20 protein-coding genes are annotated in these 25,645 nt (G+C 63.3%); 8 read left to right on the forward strand and 12 right to left on the reverse strand.

The window, feature by feature from the left end:
* Window positions 1-163: 163 nt before the first annotated feature.
* Both WHT83_RS16500 and rimO read left to right on the forward strand, forming a co-directional pair.
* Window positions 164-859 carry a TerC family protein gene (locus WHT83_RS16500; protein WP_108608098.1) on the forward strand — a complete coding sequence of 232 codons (696 nt, stop codon included), beginning with the start codon at window positions 164-166 and terminating at the stop codon, window positions 857-859.
* Between the two features lie 198 nt (window positions 860-1,057).
* Complete coding sequence (gene rimO, locus WHT83_RS16505) at window positions 1,058-2,374, forward strand: 30S ribosomal protein S12 methylthiotransferase RimO (RefSeq protein WP_406871780.1); 1,317 nt, start codon at window positions 1,058-1,060, stop codon at window positions 2,372-2,374.
* Window positions 2,375-2,491: 117 nt separating this feature from the next.
* Here the strand turns inward: rimO and WHT83_RS16510 are convergent, their stop codons facing one another.
* The 6 genes from WHT83_RS16510 to pcsA form a co-directional block, all read right to left on the reverse strand.
* The gene (locus WHT83_RS16510; RefSeq protein WP_108608096.1) at window positions 2,492-3,562 is read right to left on the reverse strand and encodes a BMP family ABC transporter substrate-binding protein; all 1,071 of its coding nucleotides are present in this window, start codon (window positions 3,560-3,562) and stop codon (window positions 2,492-2,494) included.
* Window positions 3,563-3,674: 112 nt separating this feature from the next.
* Window positions 3,675-4,589 carry an ABC transporter permease gene (locus WHT83_RS16515; RefSeq protein ID WP_108608095.1) on the reverse strand — a complete coding sequence of 305 codons (915 nt, stop codon included), beginning with the start codon at window positions 4,587-4,589 and terminating at the stop codon, window positions 3,675-3,677.
* Window positions 4,582-5,682, reverse strand: coding sequence for an ABC transporter permease (locus tag WHT83_RS16520; RefSeq protein WP_183261126.1), 1,101 nt, complete (start codon window positions 5,680-5,682; stop codon window positions 4,582-4,584). Before WHT83_RS16520 ends, WHT83_RS16515 begins: the two co-directional genes overlap by 8 nt.
* Complete coding sequence (locus WHT83_RS16525) at window positions 5,682-7,259, reverse strand: ABC transporter ATP-binding protein (protein ID WP_406871781.1); 1,578 nt, start codon at window positions 7,257-7,259, stop codon at window positions 5,682-5,684. The genes WHT83_RS16520 and WHT83_RS16525 overlap by 1 nt, the downstream gene beginning before the upstream one ends.
* 102 nt (window positions 7,260-7,361) lie before the next feature.
* A complete protein-coding gene (locus WHT83_RS16530) occupies window positions 7,362-8,339 on the reverse strand; it encodes a quinone oxidoreductase family protein (protein ID WP_406871782.1) in 978 nt (325 codons plus the stop codon).
* A gap of 4 nt (window positions 8,340-8,343) precedes the next feature.
* On the reverse strand, window positions 8,344-9,084 hold the full coding sequence (gene pcsA / locus WHT83_RS16535; protein ID WP_108609896.1) for a phosphatidylcholine synthase: 741 nt from the start codon (window positions 9,082-9,084) through the stop codon (window positions 8,344-8,346).
* A 385-nt stretch (window positions 9,085-9,469) separates the two neighbouring features.
* On the opposite strand from pcsA, the gene WHT83_RS16540 reads away from it, so the two are divergent.
* On the forward strand, window positions 9,470-10,699 hold the full coding sequence (locus WHT83_RS16540) for a UbiH/UbiF family hydroxylase (protein WP_406871783.1): 1,230 nt from the start codon (window positions 9,470-9,472) through the stop codon (window positions 10,697-10,699).
* A gap of 5 nt (window positions 10,700-10,704) precedes the next feature.
* Here WHT83_RS16540 and WHT83_RS16545 read toward each other — a convergent pair whose 3' ends face one another.
* Window positions 10,705-11,667 carry an AEC family transporter gene (locus WHT83_RS16545; protein WP_183261116.1) on the reverse strand — a complete coding sequence of 321 codons (963 nt, stop codon included), beginning with the start codon at window positions 11,665-11,667 and terminating at the stop codon, window positions 10,705-10,707.
* A 269-nt stretch (window positions 11,668-11,936) separates the two neighbouring features.
* Here WHT83_RS16545 and hspQ point away from each other — a divergent pair, with 269 nt between their 5' ends.
* A complete protein-coding gene (gene hspQ / locus WHT83_RS16550) occupies window positions 11,937-12,260 on the forward strand; it encodes a heat shock protein HspQ (protein WP_055977660.1) in 324 nt (107 codons plus the stop codon).
* Between the two features lie 75 nt (window positions 12,261-12,335).
* Here hspQ and WHT83_RS16555 read toward each other — a convergent pair whose 3' ends face one another.
* Entirely contained in the window at window positions 12,336-12,962 is a 627-nt protein-coding gene (locus WHT83_RS16555; RefSeq protein ID WP_108609895.1) for an invasion associated locus B family protein, read from the reverse strand.
* Window positions 12,963-13,196: 234 nt separating this feature from the next.
* On the opposite strand from WHT83_RS16555, the gene WHT83_RS16560 reads away from it, so the two are divergent.
* The 3 genes from WHT83_RS16560 to WHT83_RS16570 all read left to right on the forward strand — a co-directional run bounded on the left by WHT83_RS16560 (window position 13,197) and on the right by WHT83_RS16570 (window position 16,896).
* A complete protein-coding gene (locus tag WHT83_RS16560) occupies window positions 13,197-15,017 on the forward strand; it encodes an extracellular solute-binding protein (RefSeq protein WP_406871784.1) in 1,821 nt (606 codons plus the stop codon).
* Between the two features lie 24 nt (window positions 15,018-15,041).
* On the forward strand, window positions 15,042-15,719 hold the full coding sequence (locus tag WHT83_RS16565) for a DsbA family oxidoreductase (RefSeq protein WP_406871785.1): 678 nt from the start codon (window positions 15,042-15,044) through the stop codon (window positions 15,717-15,719).
* A gap of 709 nt (window positions 15,720-16,428) precedes the next feature.
* Window positions 16,429-16,896, forward strand: a complete 468-nt coding sequence (locus tag WHT83_RS16570; RefSeq protein WP_108608087.1) for a GNAT family N-acetyltransferase — start codon at window positions 16,429-16,431, stop codon at window positions 16,894-16,896.
* 70 nt (window positions 16,897-16,966) lie between these two features.
* Here WHT83_RS16570 and mfd read toward each other — a convergent pair whose 3' ends face one another.
* Together mfd and WHT83_RS16580 are read right to left on the reverse strand one after the other, a co-directional pair.
* Window positions 16,967-20,467: a transcription-repair coupling factor gene (mfd, locus tag WHT83_RS16575; protein ID WP_406871786.1), complete on the reverse strand. Its 3,501-nt coding sequence runs from the start codon at window positions 20,465-20,467 to the stop codon at window positions 16,967-16,969.
* A gap of 8 nt (window positions 20,468-20,475) precedes the next feature.
* On the reverse strand, window positions 20,476-20,763 hold the full coding sequence (locus tag WHT83_RS16580; RefSeq protein WP_406871787.1) for a succinate dehydrogenase assembly factor 2: 288 nt from the start codon (window positions 20,761-20,763) through the stop codon (window positions 20,476-20,478).
* A 91-nt stretch (window positions 20,764-20,854) separates the two neighbouring features.
* On the opposite strand from WHT83_RS16580, the gene recG reads away from it, so the two are divergent.
* Window positions 20,855-22,963, forward strand: coding sequence for an ATP-dependent DNA helicase RecG (gene recG, locus WHT83_RS16585; RefSeq protein WP_406871788.1), 2,109 nt, complete (start codon window positions 20,855-20,857; stop codon window positions 22,961-22,963).
* On the opposite strand, the gene WHT83_RS16590 is transcribed toward recG, so the two are convergent.
* Window positions 22,915-23,670, reverse strand: coding sequence for a DUF502 domain-containing protein (locus WHT83_RS16590; RefSeq protein WP_318761641.1), 756 nt, complete (start codon window positions 23,668-23,670; stop codon window positions 22,915-22,917). The two genes, recG and WHT83_RS16590, sit on opposite strands and share 49 nt — an antisense overlap.
* Window positions 23,671-23,772: 102 nt before the next feature.
* The gene (glmS, locus tag WHT83_RS16595) at window positions 23,773-25,596 is read right to left on the reverse strand and encodes a glutamine--fructose-6-phosphate transaminase (isomerizing) (RefSeq protein ID WP_406871789.1); all 1,824 of its coding nucleotides are present in this window, start codon (window positions 25,594-25,596) and stop codon (window positions 23,773-23,775) included.
* Between the last annotated feature and the right edge of the window lie 49 nt (window positions 25,597-25,645).

Consider the following 25,645-nt stretch of genomic DNA (forward strand, 5'->3'; position numbering starts at 1 on the left):
CGCTGAACCGATGATTTACACCCCCTTTTCGTCAGGCTGGCGTCAGCAAAGCCCCGGTTTTTGCGTATTTCGCGCAAACACCGCCATAGCCGGTTGACGAGCAAGCATCGACCGTTATAGCCCACCTCCAGTCGCTGGAACTGAATGGAGAAGGTCCCGCCCGATGGAGATATTCACTGCTGCAGGCTTCACGGCCCTTCTGCAGGTCATTGCTATCGACCTCGTGCTCGCTGGCGACAACGCCATCGTCATCGGCCTTGCCGCCGCGGGACTGCCCGCCGATCAGCGCAAGAAGGCCATCCTCGTTGGCATCGCCGCTGCGACCGTGCTCCGCATCGGTTTCGCGCTCATCACCCAATGGCTTCTGGCCATCGGCCCGATGTTGCTCATCGCCGGCGGCCTGCTGCTGCTATGGGTCTGCTGGAAGATGTGGCGCGAACTGAGTGTCAGCCACGAACAGGAACATGAAGCCACCGAAGCGCTGTCGGACGCCGACTACGATAGGGACGGCAAGATCGCCGGCAAGGGCCCGCGCAAGACCTTCGCCCAGGCCGCCTGGCAGATCGTCATCGCCGACGTGTCGATGTCGCTCGACAACGTGCTTGCCGTTGCCGGTGCTGCCATGGACCATCCGACCGTCCTGATCATCGGCCTCGCCCTGTCGATCGCGCTGATGGGCTTTGCCGCCTCCTTCGTCGCCCGCCTGCTGCACAAATATCGCTGGATCGCCTATATCGGCCTGGTCATCATCCTCTACGTCGCATTGAAGATGCTGCTCGACGGTGCTGTCGACCAGTTCCCGGAGCAGTTTGGCTTCCTGAGCCAATGGTTCGGCGGACATAGCGCCCCTGCCCACTGAGGCTGACACGAATGACGAAAAAGGGCCGGAACAATCCGGCCCTTTCTTGCATGTGGCCATCAGCCAGTTTGCTTGGGCGCCGATTTGTGCTATTGCGCCGCCCGAATTGAGCTCTTTTCAGAGCCGACAGATCGAGAAAATTCAAGACTTCCGGGCCGGCCCTCAAGGGTTGCGGCCCGTATCCATTGGAACCCGTTTATGACCGCAGCACCCCGCGTCAGCTTTGTCAGCCTCGGTTGCCCAAAGGCGCTTGTCGATTCCGAACGCATCCTCACGCAGCTCCGCGCCGAAGGCTACGAAATCGCCCGCAAACATGACGGCGCCGACCTCGTCGTGGTCAACACCTGCGGCTTCCTCGATTCCGCGCGCACCGAGTCGCTCGACGCCATCGGCACGGCGATGAAGGAGAACGGCAAGGTCATCGTCACCGGCTGTATGGGCGCGACGCCGGAACTGATCCGCGAAAAGCACCCCAACGTGTTCGCCATCACCGGCCCGCAGGCCTATGAGAGCGTCATGACGGCCGTCCACGAGGCAGCGCCGCCCGCGCACGACCCGTTCACCGACCTGCTGCCGCCGCAGGGCGTCAAGCTCACTCCGCGCCACTACGCCTATCTGAAGATTTCAGAGGGTTGCAACAACCGCTGCACCTTCTGCATCATTCCAGACCTGCGCGGCGACCTGGTCTCGCGCCCGGCCGGCGACGTGCTGCGCGAGGCGGAAAAGCTCGCCAATGCGGGCGTCAAGGAACTGCTGGTCATCTCCCAGGACACCAGCGCCTACGGCATCGACATCAAATATGCGACCAGCCCTTGGAAGGACCGTGAGGTCCGCGCGAAATTCCTCGACCTGTCGCAGGAACTCGGCGAGCTCGGCATCTGGGTGCGCATGCATTACGTCTATCCCTACCCGCATGTCGCCGACGTCATTCCGCTGATGGCCGAGGGCAAGATCCTGCCCTACCTCGACATTCCCTTCCAGCACGCCTCGCCGCAGGTACTGAAGAACATGCGCCGCCCCGCCCATGGCGAGAAGGCGCTGGAGCGCATCCGCGGCTGGCGCGATGTCTGCCCCGATCTTGCCATCCGCTCGACCTTCATCGTCGGTTTCCCCGGCGAGACCGAGGAAGACTTCGAAATGCTGCTCGACTGGATCGACGAGGCCAAGATCGATCGCGCCGGCTGCTTCAAATACGAGCCGGTCAGCGGCGCGCGTTCCAACGACCTCGGCCTCGAACAGGTGCCGGAAGAGGTCAAGGAAGCCCGCTGGCATCGCTTCATGCAGCGCCAGCAGAAGATTTCAGCCGCCCAGCAGGCAAGGAAAGTCGGCAAGCGCCTGCCCGTCATCATCGACGAGGCGAACGGTACTTCGGCCAAGGGCCGCACCAAATACGACGCGCCCGAGATCGACGGCTCGGTGCATATCCAGTCGCGCCGCCCGCTGCGCGTTGGCGACATCGTCACCGTCAAGATCGACCGTGCCGACGCCTATGACCTCTACGGCTCGGCCGTCTGATCCGCGAACATCCGGCAAGGCGGCAATGCCCCATCGCCAACCCAACAAAAAACCCCCGGCAAGACCGGGGGTTCTTTTTTGGAGACGCCACAGGCGCCCCCGCAACGATCGATCTGCTTACTGCGGCAGCTTGTCGTCGACGCCCTTGACGTAGAAGTTCATGCCGAGCAGCACGCCATCCTCAGCCACTTCGCCGGCCTTCAGCCACTCGGTTCCGTCCTGCTTGGTCACAGGACCGGTGAACGGGTTGAAAGCGCCCGACTTGATCTTGGCTTCGGTTTCCTCGGCCAGCTTCTTCGCTTCATCGGACATGTTGGCGTAGGCCGCCATCACGACGTGCCCTTCCTTCATGCCGCCCCAGATGTCGCTCTGCTTCCAGGTGCCGTCGACGACCTCCTGGATGCGCTCGATGTAGTACGGGCCCCAATCGTCGACGATCGAGGTCAGCTGGGTGGTCGGGCCGAACTTGATCATGTCCGATGCCTGGCCGAACGCCTTGATGCCGCGCTCGGTCGCAACCTGCATCGGGGCGGTCGAGTCGGTGTGCTGGGTGATGATGTCGACGCCCTGGTCGATCAGCGCCTTGGCGGCGTCTGCTTCCTTGCCGGCGTCGAACCAGGTGTTGGCCCACACGACCTTGACCTTGAAGTCCGGATTGACCGACTGCGCGCCGAGCATGAAGGCATTGATGCCCATCACCACTTCCGGGATCGGGAAGGAAGCGATGTAGCCGGCGACACCGGCCTTCGATTCCTTGGCGGCGATCACGCCCTGCACGTAGCGGCCTTCATGGAACTTCGAGTTGTAGGTCGCAACGTTCGGATGCTCGCGCTTGTAGCCGGTGGCATGCTCGAACTTCACGTCCGGGAACTTGCCGGCGACCTTGTTGGTCGGGTCCATGAAGCCGAAGGAGGTTGCAAAGATGATGTTGCAGCCGGAACGTGCGAAGCGTTCGATGGCGCGCTCGGCGTCCGCACCTTCCGGCACGCTTTCGAGATATGCTGTCTCGAGCTCGTCGCCGAACTTCTCCTTGGCCTGCAGCAGGCCCTGGTGGTGCTGGTAGGAATAGCCGAAGTCGCCGATCGGGCCGACATAGACCCAGCAGGCCTTGACCTTGGCTTCAGCCGCCATTGTGCCGAACGACATCACGGCAGCGGCCGCGGCCAATGACAGAATTGTCTTCTTCATACTGTTGTTCCTCTTACTGGTTGCCCGGGGCACTATCCCATCCTTTTTATAGTCCCAGAGACATGATCTTCCCTCGAGCACCGCTGGGCGGTCGCGAGTCGACATCATGTCCTTAGCGATCTGGCACAAACGGCCGCCCCAATGAAGCCGGAGTGTTTACCATCGTCAGTCGCCTGTTGCGCGAGATTAGAACAAGTACAACGATAGTAGCCAGATAGGGTAGCGAAGAAAGCAGTTGCGAAGGTACGCCGATGCCCAGGGCCTGGGCATGCAACTGGCCGATCGATACTGCTCCGAACAGATAGGCGCCGGCCAGCACCCGCCACGGCCGCCATGAGGCGAACACGACCAGCGCCAGCGCGATCCAGCCGCGGCCTGCCGTCATGTTCTCGATCCATTGCGGCGTGTAGACGAGCGACAGATAGGCACCGGCCAAACCCGCGCACGCGCCGCCGAACATCACCGCGAGGTAGCGGATACCGATGACGTTGATGCCGAGCGCATGTGCCGAGGTGTGGTTGTCGCCGATCGAGCGCAGCGTAAGCCCTGCCCGCGTGCGGAACAGGAAGTACGCGACGCCGGCGGTGAGCAGCAGCGAAACGTAGAACAGCGGGTCCTGGCCGAAAAACAGCTTGCCGACCAGCGGCAGGTCGGTCAGCACGGGGATGTAGATGTAGTCCATCTTCACGCCCGGCTGGCCGACAAAACTCTCGCCAAGCATGCCGGAAAGACCGAGACCGAGGAGCGTCAGCGCAAGGCCGGTCGCCACCTGGTTGGTCACCAGCGTCAGTGTCAGGAAGCCGAACAGCAGCGAAAACAGCGCGCCGACGATGATCGCGGCGAGCACGCCGAGCCATGGCGAGCCGGTGGCCAGCGCCACGCCGAAACCGGTCACGGCGCCCATCACCATCATGCCTTCGACGCCGAGGTTGAGCACGCCGGAGCGTTCGACCACCAGTTCGCCGACGGAGGCGATCAGCAGCGGGGTCGCCGCTGTCGCAATCGTAATCAGGATACCTTCAAACATTTTGGGTGGCCTCCACGGTCTTTGCAGCGGAGGAGCCGACAAAGCGGACGCGATAAAGGATGAGCGTGTCGCAGGCGAGCACGAAGAACAGCAGCATGCCCTGGAAAGCGCGCACCACCTTGTCCGATACGCCGATCGAGATCTGCGCCGCCTCGCCGCCGAGATAGGACAGCGCCAGCACCAGCCCCGCAGCGATGATGCCGAGCGGGTTCAGGCGTCCGAGGAAGGCGACGATGATGGCGGCAAAGCCGTAGCCGGGCGAGATCGTCGGCCTGAGTTGGCCGATCGCGCCGGATACTTCCGAAATGCCGGCCAGGCCGGCAAGGCCACCGGCAACCAGGAAAGCGAAGAACACCATGCGCGACTGGGAGAACCCGGCGAACTTGCCGGCGCGCGGGCTCTGCCCGAGCACTTGCACTTCGAAGCCCCTCAGGGTGCGCGACAGCATGAACCAAAGCGCGACAGCTGCAACGATGGCGAAGACGAAACCCCAGTTCGCGCGGCCGGACGCCGACCAGATCTCGGGCAGGACCGCACTGGGACTGAAGGTTCGCGTCTCGGGAAAATTCATGCCCTCAGGGTTGCGCCAGGGACCGCGCACCATCCAGTCGAGGAACAATTGCGCGACGTAGACCAGCATCAGGCTGGTCAGGATCTCGTTGGTGTTGAAACGGACCTTGAGATAGGCCGGAATGGCGCCATAGGCCGCGCCACCTGCGATGCCCATGAGCAGCATCAGCGGCAGGACGATCCACGACTGGAACTCCGGAAACATGACCGGCAGGATCGAGCCGGCTATGGCGCCCATGATGAACTGGCCCTCGGCGCCGATGTTCCAGTTGTTGGACAGGAAACAGATCGACAGCCCGACAGCGATCAGGATCAGCGGTGCCGCCTTGACCGCCAGTTCGTGCAGCGACCAGACCTCGCGCAGCGGGTCGATGAAATAGTAATACAGCGCCTCGACGGGGTCCTTGCCGAGCACCGTGAACATGATCGCGCCGGCAATCAGCGTCAGCCCAAGCGCGATGAAGGGCGAAAAGGCGGCAAACAGCTGCGAGCGTTCGGGGCGTTTGACGAGTTCGATGCGCATCACGCCACCTCTTTCGCAGGATCGAGATGGCCGGGTTCGGCGCCCCCCATCAGCAGGCCGATGCGTTCGAGCGTGGCTTCGGCGATCGGTATCGGCTTCGACAACTCGCCATTGTGCATGACGGCGATCGAGTCGGAGATCTCGAACAGCTCGTCGAGATCTTGGCTGATGACCAGCACCGCCGATCCGGCGCGCGCAAGTTCGATCAGCGCCTGGCGGATGCGCGCCGCGGCACCGGCATCGACGCCCCAGGTCGGCTGGTTCACCACCATCACGGCGGGGTTGCGGTCGAGCTCGCGGCCGATGATGAATTTCTGCAGATTGCCACCGGACAGTGCCGCAGCCTCTGGATCGGGCGCGCTCTTGCGCACGTCCATCGCTGCGATGATGCGCTGTGACGCCTTCTGGATCGCGCCCGACTTGACCATGCCGCCGGTGCCGACAAAAACCTTGTCGTCGGTGGTGTGGCGCGACAACAGGAGGTTTTCCGACAGCCGCATGCGCGGTGCCGCACCATGGCCCAGGCGCTCTTCAGGCACGAAGGCAGCACCCAGCAGGCGCCGCGCCGATATACCCATGCGCCCGGCCGACTTGCCGCGGATGCGGATCGCGTCCGCGCTTTCCTGCAGTGCCTCGCCCGAAATCGCTTCGAACAATTCGCCCTGGCCGTTGCCGGCAACGCCGGCAATGCCGATGACCTCGCCGCCCGCGACGCTCAGCCAGATGTTCTTGAGCGGCATCGAGAACGGCCCGGCCGGCTTGCGGCTCATGCCGCAGATGCTGAGCAGCTCTTCGCCGCGAACCGCAGCCGTGGTGCGCTCGGCGTTCTTCACCTCTGTGCCGACCATCATCCGCGCCAGCGAGGACGGCGTCTCCAGCCGTGGGTTGCAATGTCCCACCACCTTGCCGTGGCGCATGATCGTCGCGCTGTCGCAAAGCCGCCTCACCTCGTCCAGCCGGTGCGAGATGTAGAGGATGGATTTGCCTTCTGCGCGCAGTCTCTCAAGGGTCTCGAACAGCTTGTCGGCTTCCTGTGGCGTCAGCACCGAGGTTGGCTCGTCGAGGATGATCAGATCCGGCGTCTGCAGCAGGCAGCGAATGATCTCGATGCGCTGGCGTTCGCCGACCGACAGGTCGCCGACCAGCGATTCCGGATCGAGCGGCAGGCCGTAGCTGTAGGACAGTGCCCTCGCCTTGGCGGCAATCGTGCTGATCGGCGTGTCGTCGGCCAGCGAAAGGGCGATGTTTTCGGCAGCCGTCAGCGCTTCGAACAGCGAGAAATGCTGGAAGACCATGCCGATGCCGAGCTTCTTGGCAACGCCCGGGCTGGTGATCCTGGCGGGCTGGCCGTTCCAGTGGATTTCGCCGGCATTGGGCTCCAGCGAGCCAAACAGCATCTTGACCAGGGTCGACTTGCCGGCGCCGTTTTCACCGAGCAGGGCATGGATTTCGCCCTTGGCGATGGTCAGATCAACCTGGTCGCACGCCTTCAGCGTACCGAATATCTTAGTCAGGCCGCGAACCTCAAGTAGGTTCCGACCATTGGCTAAAGGGGTTGTGTCCACAACGCCTCCCATTGTCAGTTCTTTTTTATGTTCCCGGGAGCATGGTAGGCGCGTCCTGCTCCCGGCGCAAAGCATGTCACAAGTTGAAAGAGCTTCAAGGATTCCAGCAACAATTCAAGGAATAAGTACCGTTGTTCCGGTGGTCTTCCGGCCTTCGAGATCGGCATGTGCCTGGGCGGCGTCGCGTAGCGCATAACGCTGGTTGATCCTGATTTCGACCGCTCCGTTGAGCACCACATCGAACAGCGCCTCGGCCGAGCGGACCAGATCCTCGCGCTTCGCATTGTAGGCGAAAAGGGTCGGGCGCGTTGCATAGAGCGAGCCCTTCTGCGCCAGCAGCGAAATGCTGAATGGCGGGATCGGTCCCGACGACTGGCCGAAGCTGACGAAGGTTCCCAGCGGCCGCAGGCAGTCGAGCGAACCGGGAAATGTGTCGTTGCCGACGGAGTCATAAACCACATCGCATTTCTGGCCGCCGGTGATCCTGGCCACTTCGGCGACAAAATCCTGGTCGCGATAGTTGATGACGTGGTCGAAGCCATGCGCCCTGGCGAGCTCGCCTTTTTCGTCCGAGCCCACAGTGCCGATCACCGTGGCGCCCAGATGCCTGGCCCATTGCCCAAGGATCAGCCCGACACCTCCGGCAGCAGCGTGATAGAGCACCGTGTCGCCAGCCTTCATCTTGTAGGTGCGCAGCAACAGGTATTCGGCCGTCATGCCCTTCAGCATCATCGCCGCTGCCTGCTCGTCGCTGATGCCGTCGGGCACCTTGACCAGCCTGTCGGCGGCAATCACCCGTTCTTCGCAATAGGCTCCGGTCGGCACGGCATAGGCGACACGATCGCCGACCTTGAGACCTTCGACGCCCTCGCCGAGTTCCAGCACGACGCCGGCCGCCTCGCCACCTGGGATCACCGGCATGCCGTTCGGCGCCGGATAGAGCCCGGTGCGGAAATAGACGTCGATGAAATTGAGGCCGATCGCGGTGTGCCGGATCAGGACCTGGCCCGCACCGGGGCGGCCGGCCTCGGCCTCTTCGTAGACCAGCGCCTCGGGGCCGCCATGGGCATGGACTCGCAGGGCTTTCGGCATGGCGTCAGTCCTTCTCTGCGTCGAAACCCGGCTTGGCGCCGAGCCTGGGGAAGAACTGCATCACGCCGCCGATGAAGAACAGGTAGATGCCGCTGACGGCGATGCCGATCTTGACCCAGTCGCTGGCATGCATCGCCTGCGCCAGGGCGATGGCCCCGAAGGCGCACCAGATCAGGGTGATCGGCAGGTTGATGTTCCGCAGCCGCACGACGCGCACCGGATGCAGGAAGTTCATCGGCACGAAGGTCAGGATTCCGGCGATGACGACGACCGCGAACGACACCCACTGCCCCGGTTCGATGACGAACAAGGTGAACACCACCATGTTCCAGACGACGGGGAAGCCCTTGAAGAAGTTCTCCTTCGTCTTCATGCCTGTGTCGGCATAGTAGATCGCGCTCGACACGACGATGATCGCGCCCGACAGGAACGACAGGCCCTCGCCCATGAAGCCGCTCTGGTACAGCGCGAAGGCCGGAATGAGCACGTAGGTCACGTAATCGATGATGTTGTCGAGCAATTCGCCCGACCATGTCGGCAGGATTTCCTTGACCTCGAGCTTGCGCGCGATCGGCCCGTCGATGCCGTCGACGAACAGCGCCAGCCCCAGCCACCAGAACATCGCCGTCCAGCGCTCCTCGCTTGCCGCGACCAGCGACAGGAAGGCCAGGAAAGAGCCCGATGCGGTGAGCAGATGTACCGAAAAGGCGCGCGCTTGCGGCCAGGTGACTTTCTTAGGCTTCACGGTTGCCGCCAATCGAGTTTGCAGAAATGGGCCGGATGAACGAAGCCGCAAGACAAGCATGTGCGGGAGAACTGCTGCGGCAGGAGGACATGAATTCTTCCTTCATGGCGCAATCCTGTTTGGCATCGGCAAACTCCCTTTCATCCGGCACTTAATAGCAGCGCCGCTTCCCAGACAAGCCGAAAGCAGAGTTGATGGCGTGCACGGGGAAGTTCGGCACAACTTCATGAAAAGATGAACAATAATCGGGCCATAGTGACGCAACGGAAAGCCGCGCGCCCGGTCGAATGGGATGAAACGCCGCGTTGATCAATGGCTTGTGCCTGCCTTATACCGGGATGATGAAGGTGCGCATTCGGCACCTCGCAAGCATGGACGGCGGCAGATGAGCGTCGACACGAAAACCCGCATTCTGGTGGCTGGCACCGGCCCGGTTGGCCTGATATCGGCGCTCGCTTTTGCCGAAGCCGGTTTCGGCGTCGTGCTTGCCGGACCGCCGGCGCGCGCCGACGACGGACGTACCACGGCCCTGATGGTCCCCGCGCTCAAGTTCCTCACCCGCCTCGGCGTTCTCGACGCCCTTGAAGCGGACGCCGCACCGCTCAAGGTCATGCGCATCATCGATGGCACCTCACGGCTGGTCCGCAGCCCGATCGTCACGTTCCGCGCGGGCGAGATCGATGAGGAGCATTTCGGCTTCAATTTCCAGAACCGCGTCCTCAATGCCGTTCTGCAGCAGTCGGTCGAGGCACATCCAGGAATCGAATGGCGCCGGGCCCTGATGGAGAACTGGACGACCGAACCGCACCAGGTCACAGCAGCGCTTTCGGATGGCACGACGGTGGTTGCACCGCTGGCGGTCGCCGCAGACGGACGAAACTCACCGGCGCGCCAGGCAGCAGGCATTTCGGCAACCGCCCGCACGCTGCCGCAGGCAGCCCTGGTGCTGAACTTCACCCACAGCCGCGACCATGCCTTCACCTCGACCGAATTCCACACCGAAACCGGTCCGTTCACCCAGGTACCGCTGCCCGGCCGTCGCTCCAGCCTCGTCTGGGTGCTGCGGCCCGAGACGGCAAAGCAGTTCGCCGATCTCGACGACGCGGCACTGTCGCTGCGTATCGAACACCAGATGCAATCGATGCTCGGCCGCGTCACAGTCGAGGGTGGCCGCCAGATCTACCCGCTCTCGACCTCGTTGCCCCAGCGCTTTGCCCAGAACCGCATCGCCCTCGTCGGCGAGGCCGCGCACGTGTTTCCGCCGATCGGCGCCCAGGGCCTCAATCTCGGCATCAGGGATGTCGACCAACTTGTTGAAATGGCGTTGAAACATGCCGCTGACCCGGGCGCGCCGGCAGCGCTTGCCGCCTACGACTCGGCACGCCGGCCCGACATTCTTGCCCGCACCAGCGCAGTCAACCTGCTCAACAGGTCGCTGCTGTCGGACATGTTGCCGGCGCAGCTCGCCCGCAGCGCAGGGCTCAATTTTCTCGGCGGGTTCTCGCCGCTGCGCGCCTTCTTCATGCGCGAGGGCCTTCGCCCGGGCAGCGGCTTTTCGTCGATCGCATCCAGCCTGCGTTCGCCGCGCCGCCCGCGCGACATCTCGACGGAATAGCGTCTTTAAGGAAAAAGATCCGGCGGAAGTATGCCGTGCTGGATCATGTAGAGCAGGCCGGTGACCGTCAGCACCGAAGCGCATGTCGTCACCAGCACGCTGGCCGACGCCCGCTCGACCCACACGCCATATTGCTGGGCGATGACAAAGACGTTGGTCGCAGTCGGCAGGGCTGCCAGCAGCACCGCCGAAAACAGCCATACCGGCGAGAAATTGCCGATCCAGCTCAGCACGACGTAGCACAGCAGCGGGTGAACGATCAGCTTGAGCAGAGCGATCGGTACCATCTCGTGCGGCACCCGCTTGAGCGGCCGGAGCGCCAGCGTCACGCCCATCGCAAACAGCGCGCAAGGGGCTGCCGCCCGCGACAGATATTCGAGGAATCTCTCGACCGGCAGCGGCGGCCGGAACTCGACATAGGCCGCAAGCACCCCGACCGCCGTGGCGATGATGAACGGGTGGAAGGCGATCTTCTTGACCACGTCCAGCGCCACGCTCATCGGCGCGCGCGGCTCGTCGCCGGCCAGTGCCATCATCATCGGCGCAATGGTGAAATGCATGATGTTCTCGAAGCAGAAGATCAGCGCCACCGGCACCGCCGCCTCCTCGCCGAAGGCCAGCAACGCAAGCCCTGGCCCCATGTAGCCGATATTACCGTAGGCCGAGGCCAGCCCCTTGATCGTCGATTCGGCGATCTCGCCCCGCCCCTTGATGTAGGACGCCGCAAACATCAGCGCGAAGATGACGAAGGTCGAGAACACCGCGCCTGATATGTAGCCCCATTCCGTCAACTGCTCGAACGGCGTCTTGGCAAGCAGCTGGAAAAACAGCGCCGGCAGCGCGACATAGACGATGAAGGTCGTCATCCAGCCGAGCGCTTCCAGCGGCTGCCTCGTGATCCGCGCCACCAGGAAACCCATGAAGATCAGGCCGAAGAACGGCAGGACCAGACCGATCACGTCAGACATGGGCACGTTCCCGCTTCGCAGGGCTGGAAAACACGCGCCCTTGCCTGTCGGTCAGGGTACGCAACGGAGCATTGTCAGCGTGCCGGTATCGTGCGGCTTTGCCGTCCGTCAAGCCGCTATGCCATTGAAATGGCTGCCTTGCCGCGCCAAATAAGGATGAATGATGGTACACTCTCCGCGACAGCACGGTGCCTTCAGCGGGAACTTGGCTCTAAGCGTTTGAAAACAAAAGTGATTCGACTGGCATTGCGTAGCGTACGGTGATCGGCATGAAGACGGCAAAGTTCTCGATCGGACAGGTGGTGCGCCACCGGGTGTTCCCGTTCCGAGGTGTCATCTTCGATGTCGACCCCGAATTCGCCAATACCGAGGAATGGTACGACGCGATCCCCGCAGCCGTGCGCCCCAGGCGCGACCAGCCTTTCTATCATCTGCTGGCTGAAAACGCCGAGACTGAATACGTCGCCTATGTCTCCGAGCAGAACCTGCTCGAAGACAGTTCCGGCGAACCCGTCCGCCACCCGCAGGTCGGCGAATATTTCGACAAGACGTCGGACGGACGCTACGCCCCCAAGGCCCGCATCAGCCACTGAATTCAAATCGTTGATCTAAAACAAAAAAGCGGGGCAATCGGCCCCGCTTTTTTCATATCCGGATCGGAAGATCGATCAGTTGGCCGTCTTGGCCTTGTCCTGCTCTTCCTTGAGCTTCTTGGCGAAGTCCTGGTTGTTCTTCGATACGAATTCCTGGAGCTTCTTCTGGCGGTCCTCGAGGTCCGACTGCTTCATCGGCTCGCCGTCAAAGGCGCCGGTGAAGCCCGACAGCGAAACCTTGATCGGGTTCGGCTGGTTCTGGAAGTTGACCGAGGTCAGCGTCAGTTCGGTGCCCTTCTTGAAGGACGCAACGAGCTGGTCGGAAAGTGCGGTCTCAGCAACGCAACGGTCGGGGAAGCAGATCACGTATTCGAGCTTCTGCGCCTTGCCGCCGTCGACCTGCAGGCCGATGCCGGGAGGCACGAGGCGGCCGCTCGGAACGGTGACCTGGAAGACCTTGCGGTTGACCTTGCCCTTGAGCTCGATCATCGAGATGCCGGTAACCAGCTGGCCGTTGCTGGCGGTCAGGATGTTCTGCACGTTGCAGATGTCCACGTCAGCCTGCTTGGAACAGGCCTTGAACCAGCCCTGCGGGATCTGCTGCTGCTGTGCGGCAGCAGGCGACAGGCCCGAAGCCAGCACACCGGCAACGCCAGCCGCCAAGGCCGACAGACGGAGACCGTCGAATTTCTGGCTCGTCATCTTCATGAATTCCTCTCAAACAATCCCGGAACCGGCCCAAGCCGTGTGTCGACGCTACCTGTTGGGCAAATGAGGCAACAGCATGACTTCGCCGCGCGTGTTACACTGCCGCGAGCCGCGAATCCAGCCTGTTTCCGCGCATTTCTTGTGCCTAGAGGCGGCAATAGACGGGCCGCATTCGCCTGCGCTACCCTTCGAATCATCAAAGCTTCCCCGAATTCGTGGAGAATCGTCGTGAGACGCACTCTTTCGCTGCTGGCCGCCACCGCCGCCATCGCTTTTGTCGGCCCGCAGGCGGCCCTTGCCGAGCCGGTTCACGGCCTCTCGATGCACGGCACGCCCGCTTTGCCGGCTGACTTCAACAGCTTTCCCTATGCCAATCCCGACGCGCCCAAGGGCGGCAAGATCACCTATTGCGTCATCGGCAGCTTCGACAACCTCAACCCGTTCATCATCAAGAGCCTGCGCACCACCGCGCGCGGCATGGTCGACGTCATCTACGGCAACCTCGTCTTCGAATCGCTGATGCAGCGCAGCGCCGACGAGGCCTTCAGCATCTACGGCCTCACCGCGAAGTCGGTCGACATCGACCCGGAGCGCAAGTGGATCGAGTTCAACCTCGACCCGGACGCCAAATGGTCGGATGGCAAGGAGATCACGCCCGACGACGTCATCTTCACCTATGAGGTCTTCACCGAAAAGGGCCGCCCGCCCTACTCCGACCGCATGTCCAAGATCGAGAAGATCGAAAAGACCGGCGACCGCAGCGTCCGCTTCACTTTCAACGACAAGGCCGACCGCGAGTTTCCGCTGATCGTCGCATTGACGCCGATCGTGCCCAAGCACGCCTTCTCAAAGGAAACGTTCGACCAGACCACCCTCAAGCCGATCATCGGCAGCGGCCCCTATACGGTAGCCGAGGTGAAGCCCGGCGAGCGCATCGTTTTCAAGCGCAATCCCGAATATTGGGCCCGTGGCATCCCCTCGAAGCGAGGCTTCGACAATTACGACCAGATCACCATCGAGTATTTCCTCAACGCCGCGGCCCAGTTCGAAGCCTTCAAGAAGGGTCTTTGCGACACCTTCACCGAGGCCGACCCCGTCAAGCGCGAGCGCGGCTTCGACTTCCCCGCCTACAAGAACGGCGACATCGTCGCCGAGGCCTTCAAGAGCGGGCTTCCGCCTGTCGTCACCGGCTTTATGTTCAACACCCGGCTGCCGAAGTTCGCCAATCCGGTCGTGCGCCAGGCGCTCGGCATGCTCTACGACTTCGAATGGGCCAACCGGAACCTGTTCAGCGGCAAGTATGAGCGTACGGTCAGCTATTGGCAGGGCACGGAGCTTTCGGCCTATGGCGTGCCGGCCAGTGACAAGGAAAAGGCCCTGCTGGCGCCCTTCCCCGATGCTGTCCGCCCCGAAATCATGGACGGCACCTGGCGTCCGCCGGTCACCGACGGCTCCGGCCAGGACCGAAAGATCCTGAAGGCCGCATTCGACCTGTTCAAGAGCGCCGGCTATACGCTGCAAGGCGGCAAGATGCTCGACAGCGAAGGCAAGCCCTTCGCATTCGAGATCCTGACCTCGTCGGAAGCCGAGCAGCGGCTGGCAGCCATCTACCAGCGCACGCTGGAAAAACTCGGCATCGCGGTCACCATCCGCGCGCTCGAGGCCGACCAGATCCAGTCGCGCAAGCAGGCATTCGAATTCGACGCCCTGATCGGCGTCACCGGCTTCTCCGGTACTTTGTCCCCGGGTATCGAACAGATCGGCCGCTGGGGTTCGTCCGCGGCGCAAAAGCAGGGATCGTTCAACCTTGCCGGAGTCGCCAGCCCGGCGGTCGACGCCATGATCGACGCCATGCTGAAGGCCCGCGAGAAAGAGGATTTTGTCGCTGCCGTGCGTGCGCTCGACCGCCTGCTGATCTCCGGCAGCTACATGGTGCCCATGCAGCACAACTCCGAACAGTGGATCGCTTTTGCCAAAAGACTCAAACATCCGGAAAAGACACCCATATTTGGCTATCAGTTGCCGGTCTGGTGGAGTCAGGGCGGCTAGTCAGCGTCAATCAAGGACTTTTCCATGACAGAACAGAACAAGCTCACCATCGACGTCGTCTCGGACGTGGTCTGCCCGTGGTGCTTCCTCGGCATGAAGCGCCTCGAAAACGCGCTTGCCAGCTTGCCCGACATCGAAGCCGAGGTCCGCTGGCGTCCGTTCCAACTCGACCCGACGATTCCGCCCGAGGGCAAGGAACGCAAGGCCTACATGCTGTCGAAGTTCAATGACGAGACGAAGCTCAAGCAGGCCCATGCCAACCTCGTGTCGCTTGGCGCGGTCGAGGGCATCGCCTTCGATTTCGATGCGATCACCGTTGCGCCCAACACGCTCGACGCCCATCGCGTCATCCGCTGGGCAGCAGCTTCAGGCGAAGGCGTCCAGGACAAGCTCGCACGCGCGCTGTTCAGCCTCTATTTCGAACAAGGCAAGAATGTCGGCGACCACGCCGTGCTCGTCGAAGCCGCCCGCCAGGCAGGCATGGACGCTGCCGTGGTCGAAGCGCTGCTGGCTACCGATTCCGACCGCGACGAGGTGACCAACGAGATCGTCACCGCCTCGCGCATGGGCATCACGGGCGTGCCCTGCTTCCTGCTCGACGGCAAATATGCCGTCATGGGCGCGCAGGATTCGGCAACGCTCGCCGACGCCATCCGACAGATCGCAGCCGAAAAGGCAGCGGGCGAGCCGGTCCTCAACTGAACTCGCCGGGCGACTGCGCCCGACGGTTATGCGAGACATCCAAAGCCCCTTTCGCTTCGGCGATCGGGGCTTTTTTTCATGTCGACGATGAGCGGTGTCGGCGCCAGTGCCGGTTGGGCGCCAGCATTGGGCCTTAATTGGCTTCATCCACGTCACGGCATGGATCCCCGGGTCTCCGTGACGTCGCTACGCTCCTGCTCCGCCCGAGGATGACGAAGGCATGAGGCCCGCGGCTAATCGCCAAAGTTGGCACTTGGCAGCTTCAGGATGCCTGTCGGGATTCGAAACTGGCACCCGGCAAGGTTCTCTCGGCAAACTGCCTATAGGGGCTCTCGGCAGACCGCAGAGCAATGCAGGAACAAGCAACTGCCGCTTTCTGCCAGTCATCGCCCCGGCAACGGGAGCTTTTCTGCCATTCACTGCTCAAGAAACGGATGCCCGCTGCCAGTCACCGGCGTTGACGATTAGCCACGAGCCTCCGTGCCTTCGTCATCCTCGGGCGGAGCAGGAGCGAAGCGAACTGCGGAGACCCGGGGATCCATGCCGTCCACCTCAACGAGGTGCGCCATACACTAGAACGGCAGAGCCTTGCAGCGAACTCGCGACGACGCCCGAGTGCGCAACATCCCTCGCCTGCTCTGGCCACTCTTGGCCCGAAACAGCAATTAGGCTACGCAAGTAACCTCGATCCTTCGAGACAATTTCGGCAATGAAAGACATAGCATCCCGGCCTTACGCAGCCGACGATCTTCACGCCTGCCTGGCGATCTTCGACAGCAACGTGCCGACCTTCTTTGCACCAGAAGAGCGCGCAGACTTTTGCCAGTTTCTGAAAAGCATCAATACCGAGGACCGGCCTTATCTGGTGCTTGTTCGCAATGGCTCGGTGATCGCCTGTGGAGGGCTGGGTGTCGAACCAGAACGGAAGCGCGCCAGTTTGGCGTGGGGAATGGTCGACAGGGCCTCTCATGGACAGGGACTTGGAACCAGTCTGACGTTGGCCAGATTGGAGCTGGCGCGCGCTATCCCTGATATCGCCGAGCTGATCATGGATACAAGCCAGCACACCCACGGCTTTTATGAGAAGTTCGGCTTCACCGTCACGAAAGTCACGCCAGATGGCTTCGCGCCAGGATTGGACCGCTGGGACATGACGTTGGGCCTCACCGAGACCTGATCGGCCAATCCAGAGGCTGCTCCGGCATCGCGCCGTGGCGATGCCGGTTCCCATCCACCCACAAGTCGCCTCAGGCCGCCTGTTCGGCGAGCTTTGCCAGCTGCGTCATGATCACAGCCGAACCGGCCAGTCGCTTCTCCGGGTTTGGCCAGTCGCGTGCAAACACCACGCTGTGGTCGGGCCTGATCTTGGCCAGCGAACCCTGCTCGGCGATGTAGCGCACCAGCCCGGCCGGGTTTGCGAATTCGCGCTTGCGGAACTGCACCACCACGCCCTTCGGCCCGGCATCCAGCTTCTCGACATTGGCCTTGCGGCACAGCGCCTTGATGAAGACGATCTTGAGCAGGTGCTTGACCTCTTCCGGCAACGGCCCGAAGCGGTCGATGAGTTCGGCGCCGAAGCCGTCGATCTCCTCGGTGTTCTCCAGGTCGCCAAGACGGCGGTAGAGCGCAAGCCTCAGTTGCAGGTCGGGCACATAAGCTTCCGGGATCATCACCGCCGTGCCGACCGCGATCAGCGGCGACCAGCCGGTATCGATCGCTTCGCCACTGCCGCGCAGCTCGGCCACCGCCTCCTCGAGCATCTGCTGGTAGAGCTCGAAGCCGACTTCCTTGATGTGGCCCGACTGTTCCTCGCCCAGCAGATTGCCCGCGCCGCGAATGTCGAGATCGTGGCTGGCCAGCTGGAAGCCCGCCCCCAGCGTGTCGAGCGACTGCAGCACCTTGAGCCGTCGGTCGGCAGTGGTGGTCAGCGTCCGGTTGGCCGGCAGCGTGAACAGCGCATAGGCACGCACCTTGGAACGGCCGACACGCCCGCGCAGCTGATAGAGCTGTGCCAGGCCGAACATGTCGGCGCGGTGCACGATCAGCGTGTTGGCGGTCGGGATGTCGAGGCCGGATTCGACGATCGTCGTCGACAACAAGACGTCGTACTGGCCGTCGTAGAAGGCATTCATGATATCGTCGAGCTGGCCTGCCGCCATCTGGCCGTGTGCCACCGCGACCTTCAGTTCCGGCACCGATTCCTGAAGGAATTGATGCACTTCCGCAAGGTCTGCAATGCGCGGCACGACATAGAAGCTGTGGCCGCCGCGATAGCGCTCGCGCAACAGCGTTTCGCGGATCACAAGCGGATCATAGGGCGAGATGAAGCTTCGCACCGCCATGCGGTCGACTGGCGGCGTGGCGATCAGCGACAGCTCACGCACGCCGGTGAGCGCCAGCTGCAGCGTGCGCGGGATCGGCGTCGCCGAAAGCGTCAGCACGTGCACGTCGCTCTTCAGTTCCTTCAGCCGTTCCTTGTGCTTGACGCCGAAATGCTGCTCTTCGTCGATGATCAGAAGGCCGAGATTCTTGAACGAGATCGACGAGCCGAGCAGTGCATGCGTGCCGACGACGATATCCACCGTGCCTTCGGTGATGCCTTGCTTGGTCTCGGCCAGTTCCTTGGTACCGACCAGCCGCGACGCCTGGCGCACCTTCACCGGCAGGCCTGCGAAGCGCTGTGAAAACGTCTTGAAGTGCTGGCGCGACAGAAGCGTCGTCGGCACCACCACCGCCACCTGGAAACCTTCCATGGCAGCGATGAAGGCCGCGCGCAGCGCCACTTCCGTCTTGCCGAAGCCAACGTCGCCGCAGATCAGGCGGTCCATCGGCTTGCCGGCGCCAAGGTCTTCCATCACCGCGTCGATGGCGCTCTGCTGGTCGTCGGTCTCCTCGTAGGGGAACCGCGCCGCGAACTCGCCATAGATACCGTCGGGCGGGTTCATCGCCGGCGCTTCGCGCATGTGCCGTTCGGCGGCGAGCTTGATCAGCTGCCCGGCCATTTCGAGCAGGCGCCGCTTGAGCTTGGCCTTGCGCGACTGCCAGGCACCGCCACCGAGCTTGTCGAGCTGGGCTTCGGCCGAATCCGATCCGTAGCGCGACAGAAGCTCGATGTTTTCGACCGGCAGGAACAGCCGGCCATCAGAGGCATAATGGATTTCGAGACAGTCGTGCGGCGCGCCCAATGCCTCGATGGTCTTCAGCCCGACGAAGCGGCCGATGCCGTGGTCGGCGTGTACGACGATGTCACCGGACGACAGCGCCGAGGCTTCGGCGATGAAATCGGCGGCGCGCTTGCGCTTCTTCGAACGCCGGATCAGCCGGTCGCCCAGGATGTCCTGCTCGGCGACGAACACCAGGTCGCCCGCCTCGAAGCCCGCTTCGATCGGAAGCACGGCAAGGCCTGCTTCGCCGGCCTTCAGCGCTTCGATCTCGGCAAGGTTTGCCACGCGCTTGAGGTTGCCGAGATCGTGCTCGTCGAGGATCTGTGTCAGCCGGTCGAGCGAGCCTTCGGTCCAGCCGGCAACGACGACGCGCCGCTTTGCCGCCCGTTGGTCGGCGATGTGCCTGGCCACCACGTCGAAGACATTGGCGTTCGGGTCGGCGCGTTCCTCGGCAAAGCTGCGCCCTGCATGCGAGCCGGCATGCAGCACCTTGCGTCCGCTCGAAAAGGGCGTGTCGAAGGGGGTCAGTTCGGCATTGGCCTGGTCGGCGAGCGCTGAAGCCACCTCATCCGGCGACAGGTACATCTGCTCCGGCGCCACCGGTTTGTAGGGCACCGCGTCCTTCAGGCCCTTGCCTTCGCCCTGCTTGCGACGGGAATCGTAGTGGTCGAGGATCAGGGCGTGGCGCTCGCCCAGCGCCTCGCGTGCCAGATGGTCGAACACCACGGGCGCATCGGGCAGATAGTCGAACATCGTTTCAAGATGCGAATAGAAGAACGGCAGCCAGTGCTCCATGCCGGCAAATCGCCGGCCCTCACTGACCGCTGCGTAGAGCGCATCGTCGCGCGACGGCGCACCGAACGCCTCGATATAGCTGCGGCGGAACTTGCTGATCGTCTCCGGCGTCAGCGCCACTTCGCTCATCGCCTGAAGCGTCACCGAGTTGCGGCTGCCTGTCGTGCGCTGGCTGGCCACGTCGAAGGCGCGGATCGTTTCGAGCGTGTCGCCAAAGAAGTCGAGCCGCAGCGCGTCTGCCGCACCTGGGGCATAAAGGTCGAGGATGCCGCCGCGCACGGCGAACTCGCCGACGCCGCGCACCGTCGGCACGCGCTCGAAGCCGGCCCGCTCGAGCCGCGCCACCAGCCCGTTCATCTCGACCTGGTTGCCCGGCTTGGCGCGGAATTCCTGCGCTTCGATGGCAGCCGAAGGCGGCACGCGTTGCAGCAGCGCGTTGGCCGTCGTCAGCACGATGGCGCGATGCGGCTCCTTCCGAAGCGCAATCATCGCCGCCAGCGCATCGAGCCGGCGCGCTGCCGCGTCCGAGCCCGGCGATACGCGATCGTAAGGCAGGCAGTCCCAGGCCGGCAGCTCGAGAACCGGCATATCAGGCGCCACGAATGCCAGCGCCTCGACGATCTGCGGCAGCCGCTGGCCGTCGCGCGCGACAAACAGCATCGGCCGGTCGGGCGCCATCTCGGCAGCCGCTAGCGCAATCGCGAAAGCCTCGTAGCCGTCGGCCACGCCATCGACGATGAACTGTCCGGCGCGGCCCTTGGGCAGGCCGATTGGTTTCAGCAAGCTCATGATTTGACTCAGATTGTGAAGGCGCTGCGCGATGCCACGACCTGGCGATAGACGTCATGGTCGACGGCCTCGGGCACTTTCACCTCGCCGACGATCCACGACAGCAGGTCCCTGTCGGTGATGTCGAGCAGCGCCTCGTAGAGGTCGAGCTGTTCGTCGCTCAGCCTGTCGATATGGGCATCGGCGAAATTGCCGAGGATCAGGTCCATCTCGCGCATGCCGCGATGCCACGAACGAAACAGCAGCTTGCGCCTGCGCGTATCCAGCCCTTCGCTCGAGCGTGTCGTTCCGGTCATGTCCAAAATCCTCTTATGCCGGGCGCATATAGCGTGGATAGCTGCCCCTGTCAGCCTTTGCCCCGGCAACTCCAGCGCATAAGCTGACATCATGCGCCCATCACTGCTCGATCCCCTGTTCTCACCCATCACCTCGCTTGCCGGCATCGGGCCCAAGGTCGCCGTGCTGATCGAGAAGGTCGTGCCGGCCGATCTGGGTGATCGCGCCGCCCGTACCGGCGACCTGCTGTTCGTCCTGCCCAACAGCGTCATCGACCGCCGCAACCGGCCCGGCATTGCACTTGCCGCCGAAGGCGCCATCGTCACGCTCGACGTGCGCATCGATCGTCACCAGCCGGCGCCGCGCGGCAACCGCGCTGCGCCCTACCGGGTCTTTGCCCATGACGACACTGGCGAGATCGCGCTGACTTTCTTCCATGCCCACGCCGCTTACCTAGAGAAGGCGATGCCCGAAGGCGAGAAGGTCATCGTCTCCGGCCGCATGGAGTGGTTCAATGGCCGCCCGTCGATGGTCCACCCCGACCACATCGCCCTTGCCAGCGAGGCCGACAAGCTGCCGCTGGTCGAGCCCGTTTATCCGCTCACCGCGGGGCTGTCGTCGAAGGTGCTGCGCCGCGCCATCGGCCAGTCGCTGGAGCGGGTGCCTGCTTTTCCCGAATGGCTCGATGCAGATGTCATGCGCAAGCAGAGCTTCCCGCCCTTCGCGGCAGCGCTCCATCGCGTCCACAACCCCGCCGATCCGATCGACGCCTCGCCCGAAAATGCAGCCTGGCGCCGGCTCGCCTATGACGAGTTCCTCGCCGGCCAGGTGTCGCTGGCCCTCGTTCGCGCCCGGGTGCGCAAGCTGCACGGTCGGCCGCTCACCGGCGATGGCCGCCTCGTCGAAGCGCTGCGCAAGGCCCTGCCCTATGCGCTGACCGGCTCGCAGGAGCAGGCCCTTGCGGAGATCAACGAAGACCTGGCAAAGCCCGAACGCATGCTGCGCCTGCTCCAGGGCGATGTCGGTTCCGGCAAGACGGTCGTGGCCCTGCTCGCCATGGCCCGCGCCGTCGAGGCCGGCGGCCAGGCGGCACTGATGGCGCCCACCGAAATCCTCGCGCGCCAGCATCTCGCCACCATCGCGCCGCTTGCAGAGCGCGTCGGCATGACCGTTGCCGTGCTCACCGGCCGCGAAAAGGGCCGCGAACGCAGCCAGATCCTCGCCGGCCTCGAAAGCGGCGAGATCGACATCGTCATCGGCACGCACGCGCTGTTCCAGGAGACCGTGGTGTTCCGCGACATGGCACTCGCCGTCATCGACGAGCAGCATCGCTTCGGCGTGCACCAGCGCTTGGCCATGAACGCCAAGGGCCAGGCGCCCGACATGCTGGTGATGACCGCCACCCCCATCCCGCGCACCCTGGTGCTCACCGCCTTCGGCGACATGGATGTTTCGCGCCTGACCGAAAAGCCGGCCGGCCGCCAGCCGATCAAGACAGTTACCCTGCCGCTCGAGCGTATCGACGAACTCGTCGGCCGCATCAGCGACGCGGTCGCCGAGGGCCAGAAGATTTACTGGATATGCCCGTTGGTCGAGGAATCCGAAGAGATCAAGCTGATGTCGGCGGAAGATCGTTTCGCCTCGCTGCAGCCGGTCTTCGGCGACCGCATCGGCCTCGTTCACGGCCGCATGAAGGGTGCCGAGAAGGACGAGGCGATGCGCGCTTTCAAGGAAGGCGAAACACGCGTGCTGATCGCCACCACCGTCATCGAGGTCGGGGTCGACGTGCCCGACGCCACCATCATTGTCATCGAGCATGCCGAGCGCTTTGGTCTCGCCCAGCTCCACCAGTTGCGCGGGCGCGTCGGTCGCGGCTCGAAGCCGTCATCCTGCGTGCTGCTCTACAAGGACCCGCTCGGCGAGACCGCCAAGCGCCGCCTGTCGGTCATGCGCGAGACAGAAGACGGTTTCCTTATCGCCGAGGAAGACCTCAAGCTGCGCGGCGAAGGCGAATTGCTCGGCACACGCCAGTCCGGCACGCCGGGCTTCCAGGTCGCCCGTATCGAAGCCCACGCCGACCTTCTGGAAATTGCCCGCGACGACGCCCGGTTGATCCTTGCGCGTGACCCCGAACTTGTATCGCCGCGCGGCGAAGCGCTCAGGCTGCTGCTTTACTTGTTCGGCCGCGACGAGGCTGTCAGGTTGCTGAGGGCAGGCTGAGGCAGTACGCCGACAGGCGGGTTGCCCATCGGTCCTTCGATCGGCACGCCGTTCGCCGTGATTCTGCTCTTCGTCTCCGGCGCCACCAGCCCTGCCGAAACGATCAGCTTGGCGCCGTCCTCAATGCTCATGTCGAGCAGCACGACCTCAGATCGCGGCACATACATCAGGAACCCGGTCGTCGGGTTCGGCGTGCACGGCATGAAGACCGCCATCAGCGGATCGCCCTCCTGATCCAGCTTTTCGTTGATCTCGCTGCGTTTGTCGGCGGCGATGAAGACGATGGACCACACACCCTTGCGCGGATATTCGACCATCCCGACGGTACGGAACATCTCGTTCTTGTCGGAAAGAGCCGTTTCGAACAGCTGCTTCAGCGCCTTGTAGAGCCCGCGTACCAGCGGCATCCTGTTCAGTAGCCGCTCGCCGAAGGCAACGATCGCACGGCCGATGAAATTGGCGGTCAGGAAGCCGATCAGCGTGATCAGCACGAGGGCGACGATCAGGCCAAAGCCCGGCACCTGGATTGTCAGGTAGTTGTCCGGATTGTACTTCGCCGGAATGTACGGCTTGACCCAGGAATCGACCCAGCCGATGAACGACCAGACGATATAGATGGTCAGCACCAGCGGCGCGCAAACGACGAAGCCGGTGAGGAAGTAGTTCCTCAGCCGGGTCATGCCCGAGGTCTTGTGGGTATCCGACATTCCGCAGCGCCGCCCTCTTTGCAGCGCAACATTAGTCAACCACGCGGTGCATTGGAACAGCGATCTTCGTAGGGGGCGTAGAGCCAGCCTTGCCGGCCCCGCCTACTCCACCGTCACCGATTTCGCCAGGTTGCGCGGCTGGTCGACGTCGGTCCCCATGAACACGGCGGTGAAATAGGCCAGCATCTGGATCGGCAGCGCGTAGATGATCGGCGCGATGAACTCCGGCACGTCGGGCAGCACGATGGTCTCGAGCGTCTTCACCGTCGCCTGCGCCGCCCCCTTCTTGTCGGTGATCAGGATGATCTTGCCGCCGCGCGCCGCCACTTCCTGCATGTTCGAAACCGTCTTCTCAAAGATGCGGTCATGCGGCGCAATCACGATGACCGGCATGTTCTCGTCGATCAGCGCGATCGGGCCGTGCTTGAGCTCACCGGCGGCATAACCCTCGGCGTGAATATAGGAGATTTCCTTGAGCTTCAGCGCGCCTTCCATGGCGAGCGGGAAATTGGTGTCGCGACCGAGGTAAAGCACGTGCTTGTATGACGACAACTCGCGCGCCACCTTCTCGATCTGCTTATCGAGCTTGAGCACCTGCGCGGCATAGCGCGGCGTCTCCGAAAGGCTGCGCACCAGCGCCTTTTCTTCATCCGCGGTGATCGTGCCGCGCTGCGAGGCCGCCCGAATGGTCAGCGCCGCCAGCACCGAAAGCTGGCAGGTGAAGGCCTTGGTCGAGGCGACACCGATCTCCGGCCCGGCCAGCGTCGGCAGCGTCACGTCGGATCTGCGCGCGATCGTTGATTCGCGCACATTGACGATGGCGCCGATCGGCACGCCCGCCTTGCGACAGTAGCGCAGCGAAGCCAGCGTATCGGCGGTTTCGCCCGACTGCGACACGAAGAACGCCGCACTTTTCTTCGAGATCGGCATCTCGCGATAGCGGAATTCCGAGGCGACATCGATGTCGACCGGCAGCCGCGCGTGGCGCTCGAACCAGTATTTGCCGACCAAGCCGGCGAGATAGGCCGTACCGCAAGCCGATACAGCCAGGCGGTCGATGTCGGCGAAACTGAACGGCAGGTCGAGCGGCTTCGACGTCCCTTGCGTGAAGTCGAGATAATGCGCCAGCGTGTGCGAGATCACCTCGGGCTGCTCATGGATTTCCTTTTCCATGAAGTGGCGGTGGTTGCCCTTGTCGACGAGATAGCTCGAGCCGACCGACTGGCGCCGCTGGCGCTCAACCGGGGTCCCGTCCATGTCGTAGATCTGGAACTGGCTGCGGCGCACCACCGCCCAGTCGCCGTCCTCGAGATAGGTCACCGAGTTGGTGAAGGGCGCCAGCGCAATCGCGTCCGACCCCAGGAACATCTCGCCCTCGCCATGGCCGATTGCCAGCGGCGGGCCATTACGGGCGCCGACGATCAGGTCTTCGTCGCCCTGGAACATGATGGCCAGTGCGAAGGCGCCGTGAAGACGCTTGAGCGAGGCGTGGGCGGCTTCGATCGGCTGGGTGCCGCGCGCCAATTCGCGCGCGATCAGGTGTGCCACCACCTCGGTGTCGGTCTGCGAGGTGAATTCGTAGCCGTCGGCCGTAAGCTCCTGGCGCAGTTCGGCAAAATTCTCGATGATGCCGTTGTGGACGATCGCCACGCCGTTGGAGAAATGCGGGTGCGCATTGGTCTCGTTGGGCACGCCGTGGGTGGCCCAGCGCGTATGGCCGATGCCGATGTTGCCGCCCAGCGGCTCGGCCTTCAGCCGGCGCTCGAGATTGATGAGCTTGCCCTCGGCGCGACGACGCGCGAGTTCGCCATTCTCTATCGTGGCGACGCCGGCCGAGTCATAGCCGCGATACTCGAGCCGCTTCAGCGCATCGACGATCAGCGGCGCAACCGGCGTCTGGCCGACGATTCCAACGATTCCGCACATGATTTTGCCCCGTCCAATCCCTCAAAACCCTATCGGCCTTTTAGGCAGC

The sequence above is a fragment of the Aminobacter sp. P9b genome (assembly GCF_045345995.1).
GTDB lineage: Bacteria > Pseudomonadota > Alphaproteobacteria > Rhizobiales > Rhizobiaceae > Aminobacter > Aminobacter niigataensis.

What these genes read in the sequence shown, in the direction of transcription:
- WHT83_RS16500 (WP_108608098.1), top strand. Translation starts at nt 164, where the DNA reads ATGGAGATATTCACTGCTGCAGGCTTCACGGCCCTTCTGCAGGTCATT.
- rimO (WP_406871780.1), top strand. Translation starts at nt 1,058, where the DNA reads ATGACCGCAGCACCCCGCGTCAGCTTTGTCAGCCTCGGTTGCCCAAAG.
- WHT83_RS16510 (WP_108608096.1), bottom strand. Translation starts at nt 3,562, where the DNA reads ATGAAGAAGACAATTCTGTCATTGGCCGCGGCCGCTGCCGTGATGTCG.
- WHT83_RS16515 (WP_108608095.1), bottom strand. Translation starts at nt 4,589, where the DNA reads ATGTTTGAAGGTATCCTGATTACGATTGCGACAGCGGCGACCCCGCTG.
- WHT83_RS16520 (WP_183261126.1), bottom strand. Translation starts at nt 5,682, where the DNA reads ATGCGCATCGAACTCGTCAAACGCCCCGAACGCTCGCAGCTGTTTGCC.
- WHT83_RS16525 (WP_406871781.1), bottom strand. Translation starts at nt 7,259, where the DNA reads ATGGGAGGCGTTGTGGACACAACCCCTTTAGCCAATGGTCGGAACCTA.
- WHT83_RS16530 (WP_406871782.1), bottom strand. Translation starts at nt 8,339, where the DNA reads ATGCCGAAAGCCCTGCGAGTCCATGCCCATGGCGGCCCCGAGGCGCTG.
- WHT83_RS16540 (WP_406871783.1), top strand. Translation starts at nt 9,470, where the DNA reads ATGAGCGTCGACACGAAAACCCGCATTCTGGTGGCTGGCACCGGCCCG.
- WHT83_RS16545 (WP_183261116.1), bottom strand. Translation starts at nt 11,667, where the DNA reads ATGTCTGACGTGATCGGTCTGGTCCTGCCGTTCTTCGGCCTGATCTTC.
- hspQ (WP_055977660.1), top strand. Translation starts at nt 11,937, where the DNA reads ATGAAGACGGCAAAGTTCTCGATCGGACAGGTGGTGCGCCACCGGGTG.
- WHT83_RS16555 (WP_108609895.1), bottom strand. Translation starts at nt 12,962, where the DNA reads ATGACGAGCCAGAAATTCGACGGTCTCCGTCTGTCGGCCTTGGCGGCT.
- WHT83_RS16565 (WP_406871785.1), top strand. Translation starts at nt 15,042, where the DNA reads ATGACAGAACAGAACAAGCTCACCATCGACGTCGTCTCGGACGTGGTC.
- WHT83_RS16570 (WP_108608087.1), top strand. Translation starts at nt 16,429, where the DNA reads ATGAAAGACATAGCATCCCGGCCTTACGCAGCCGACGATCTTCACGCC.
- mfd (WP_406871786.1), bottom strand. Translation starts at nt 20,467, where the DNA reads ATGAGCTTGCTGAAACCAATCGGCCTGCCCAAGGGCCGCGCCGGACAG.
- WHT83_RS16580 (WP_406871787.1), bottom strand. Translation starts at nt 20,763, where the DNA reads ATGACCGGAACGACACGCTCGAGCGAAGGGCTGGATACGCGCAGGCGC.
- recG (WP_406871788.1), top strand. Translation starts at nt 20,855, where the DNA reads ATGCGCCCATCACTGCTCGATCCCCTGTTCTCACCCATCACCTCGCTT.
- WHT83_RS16590 (WP_318761641.1), bottom strand. Translation starts at nt 23,670, where the DNA reads ATGTCGGATACCCACAAGACCTCGGGCATGACCCGGCTGAGGAACTAC.
- glmS (WP_406871789.1), bottom strand. Translation starts at nt 25,596, where the DNA reads ATGTGCGGAATCGTTGGAATCGTCGGCCAGACGCCGGTTGCGCCGCTG.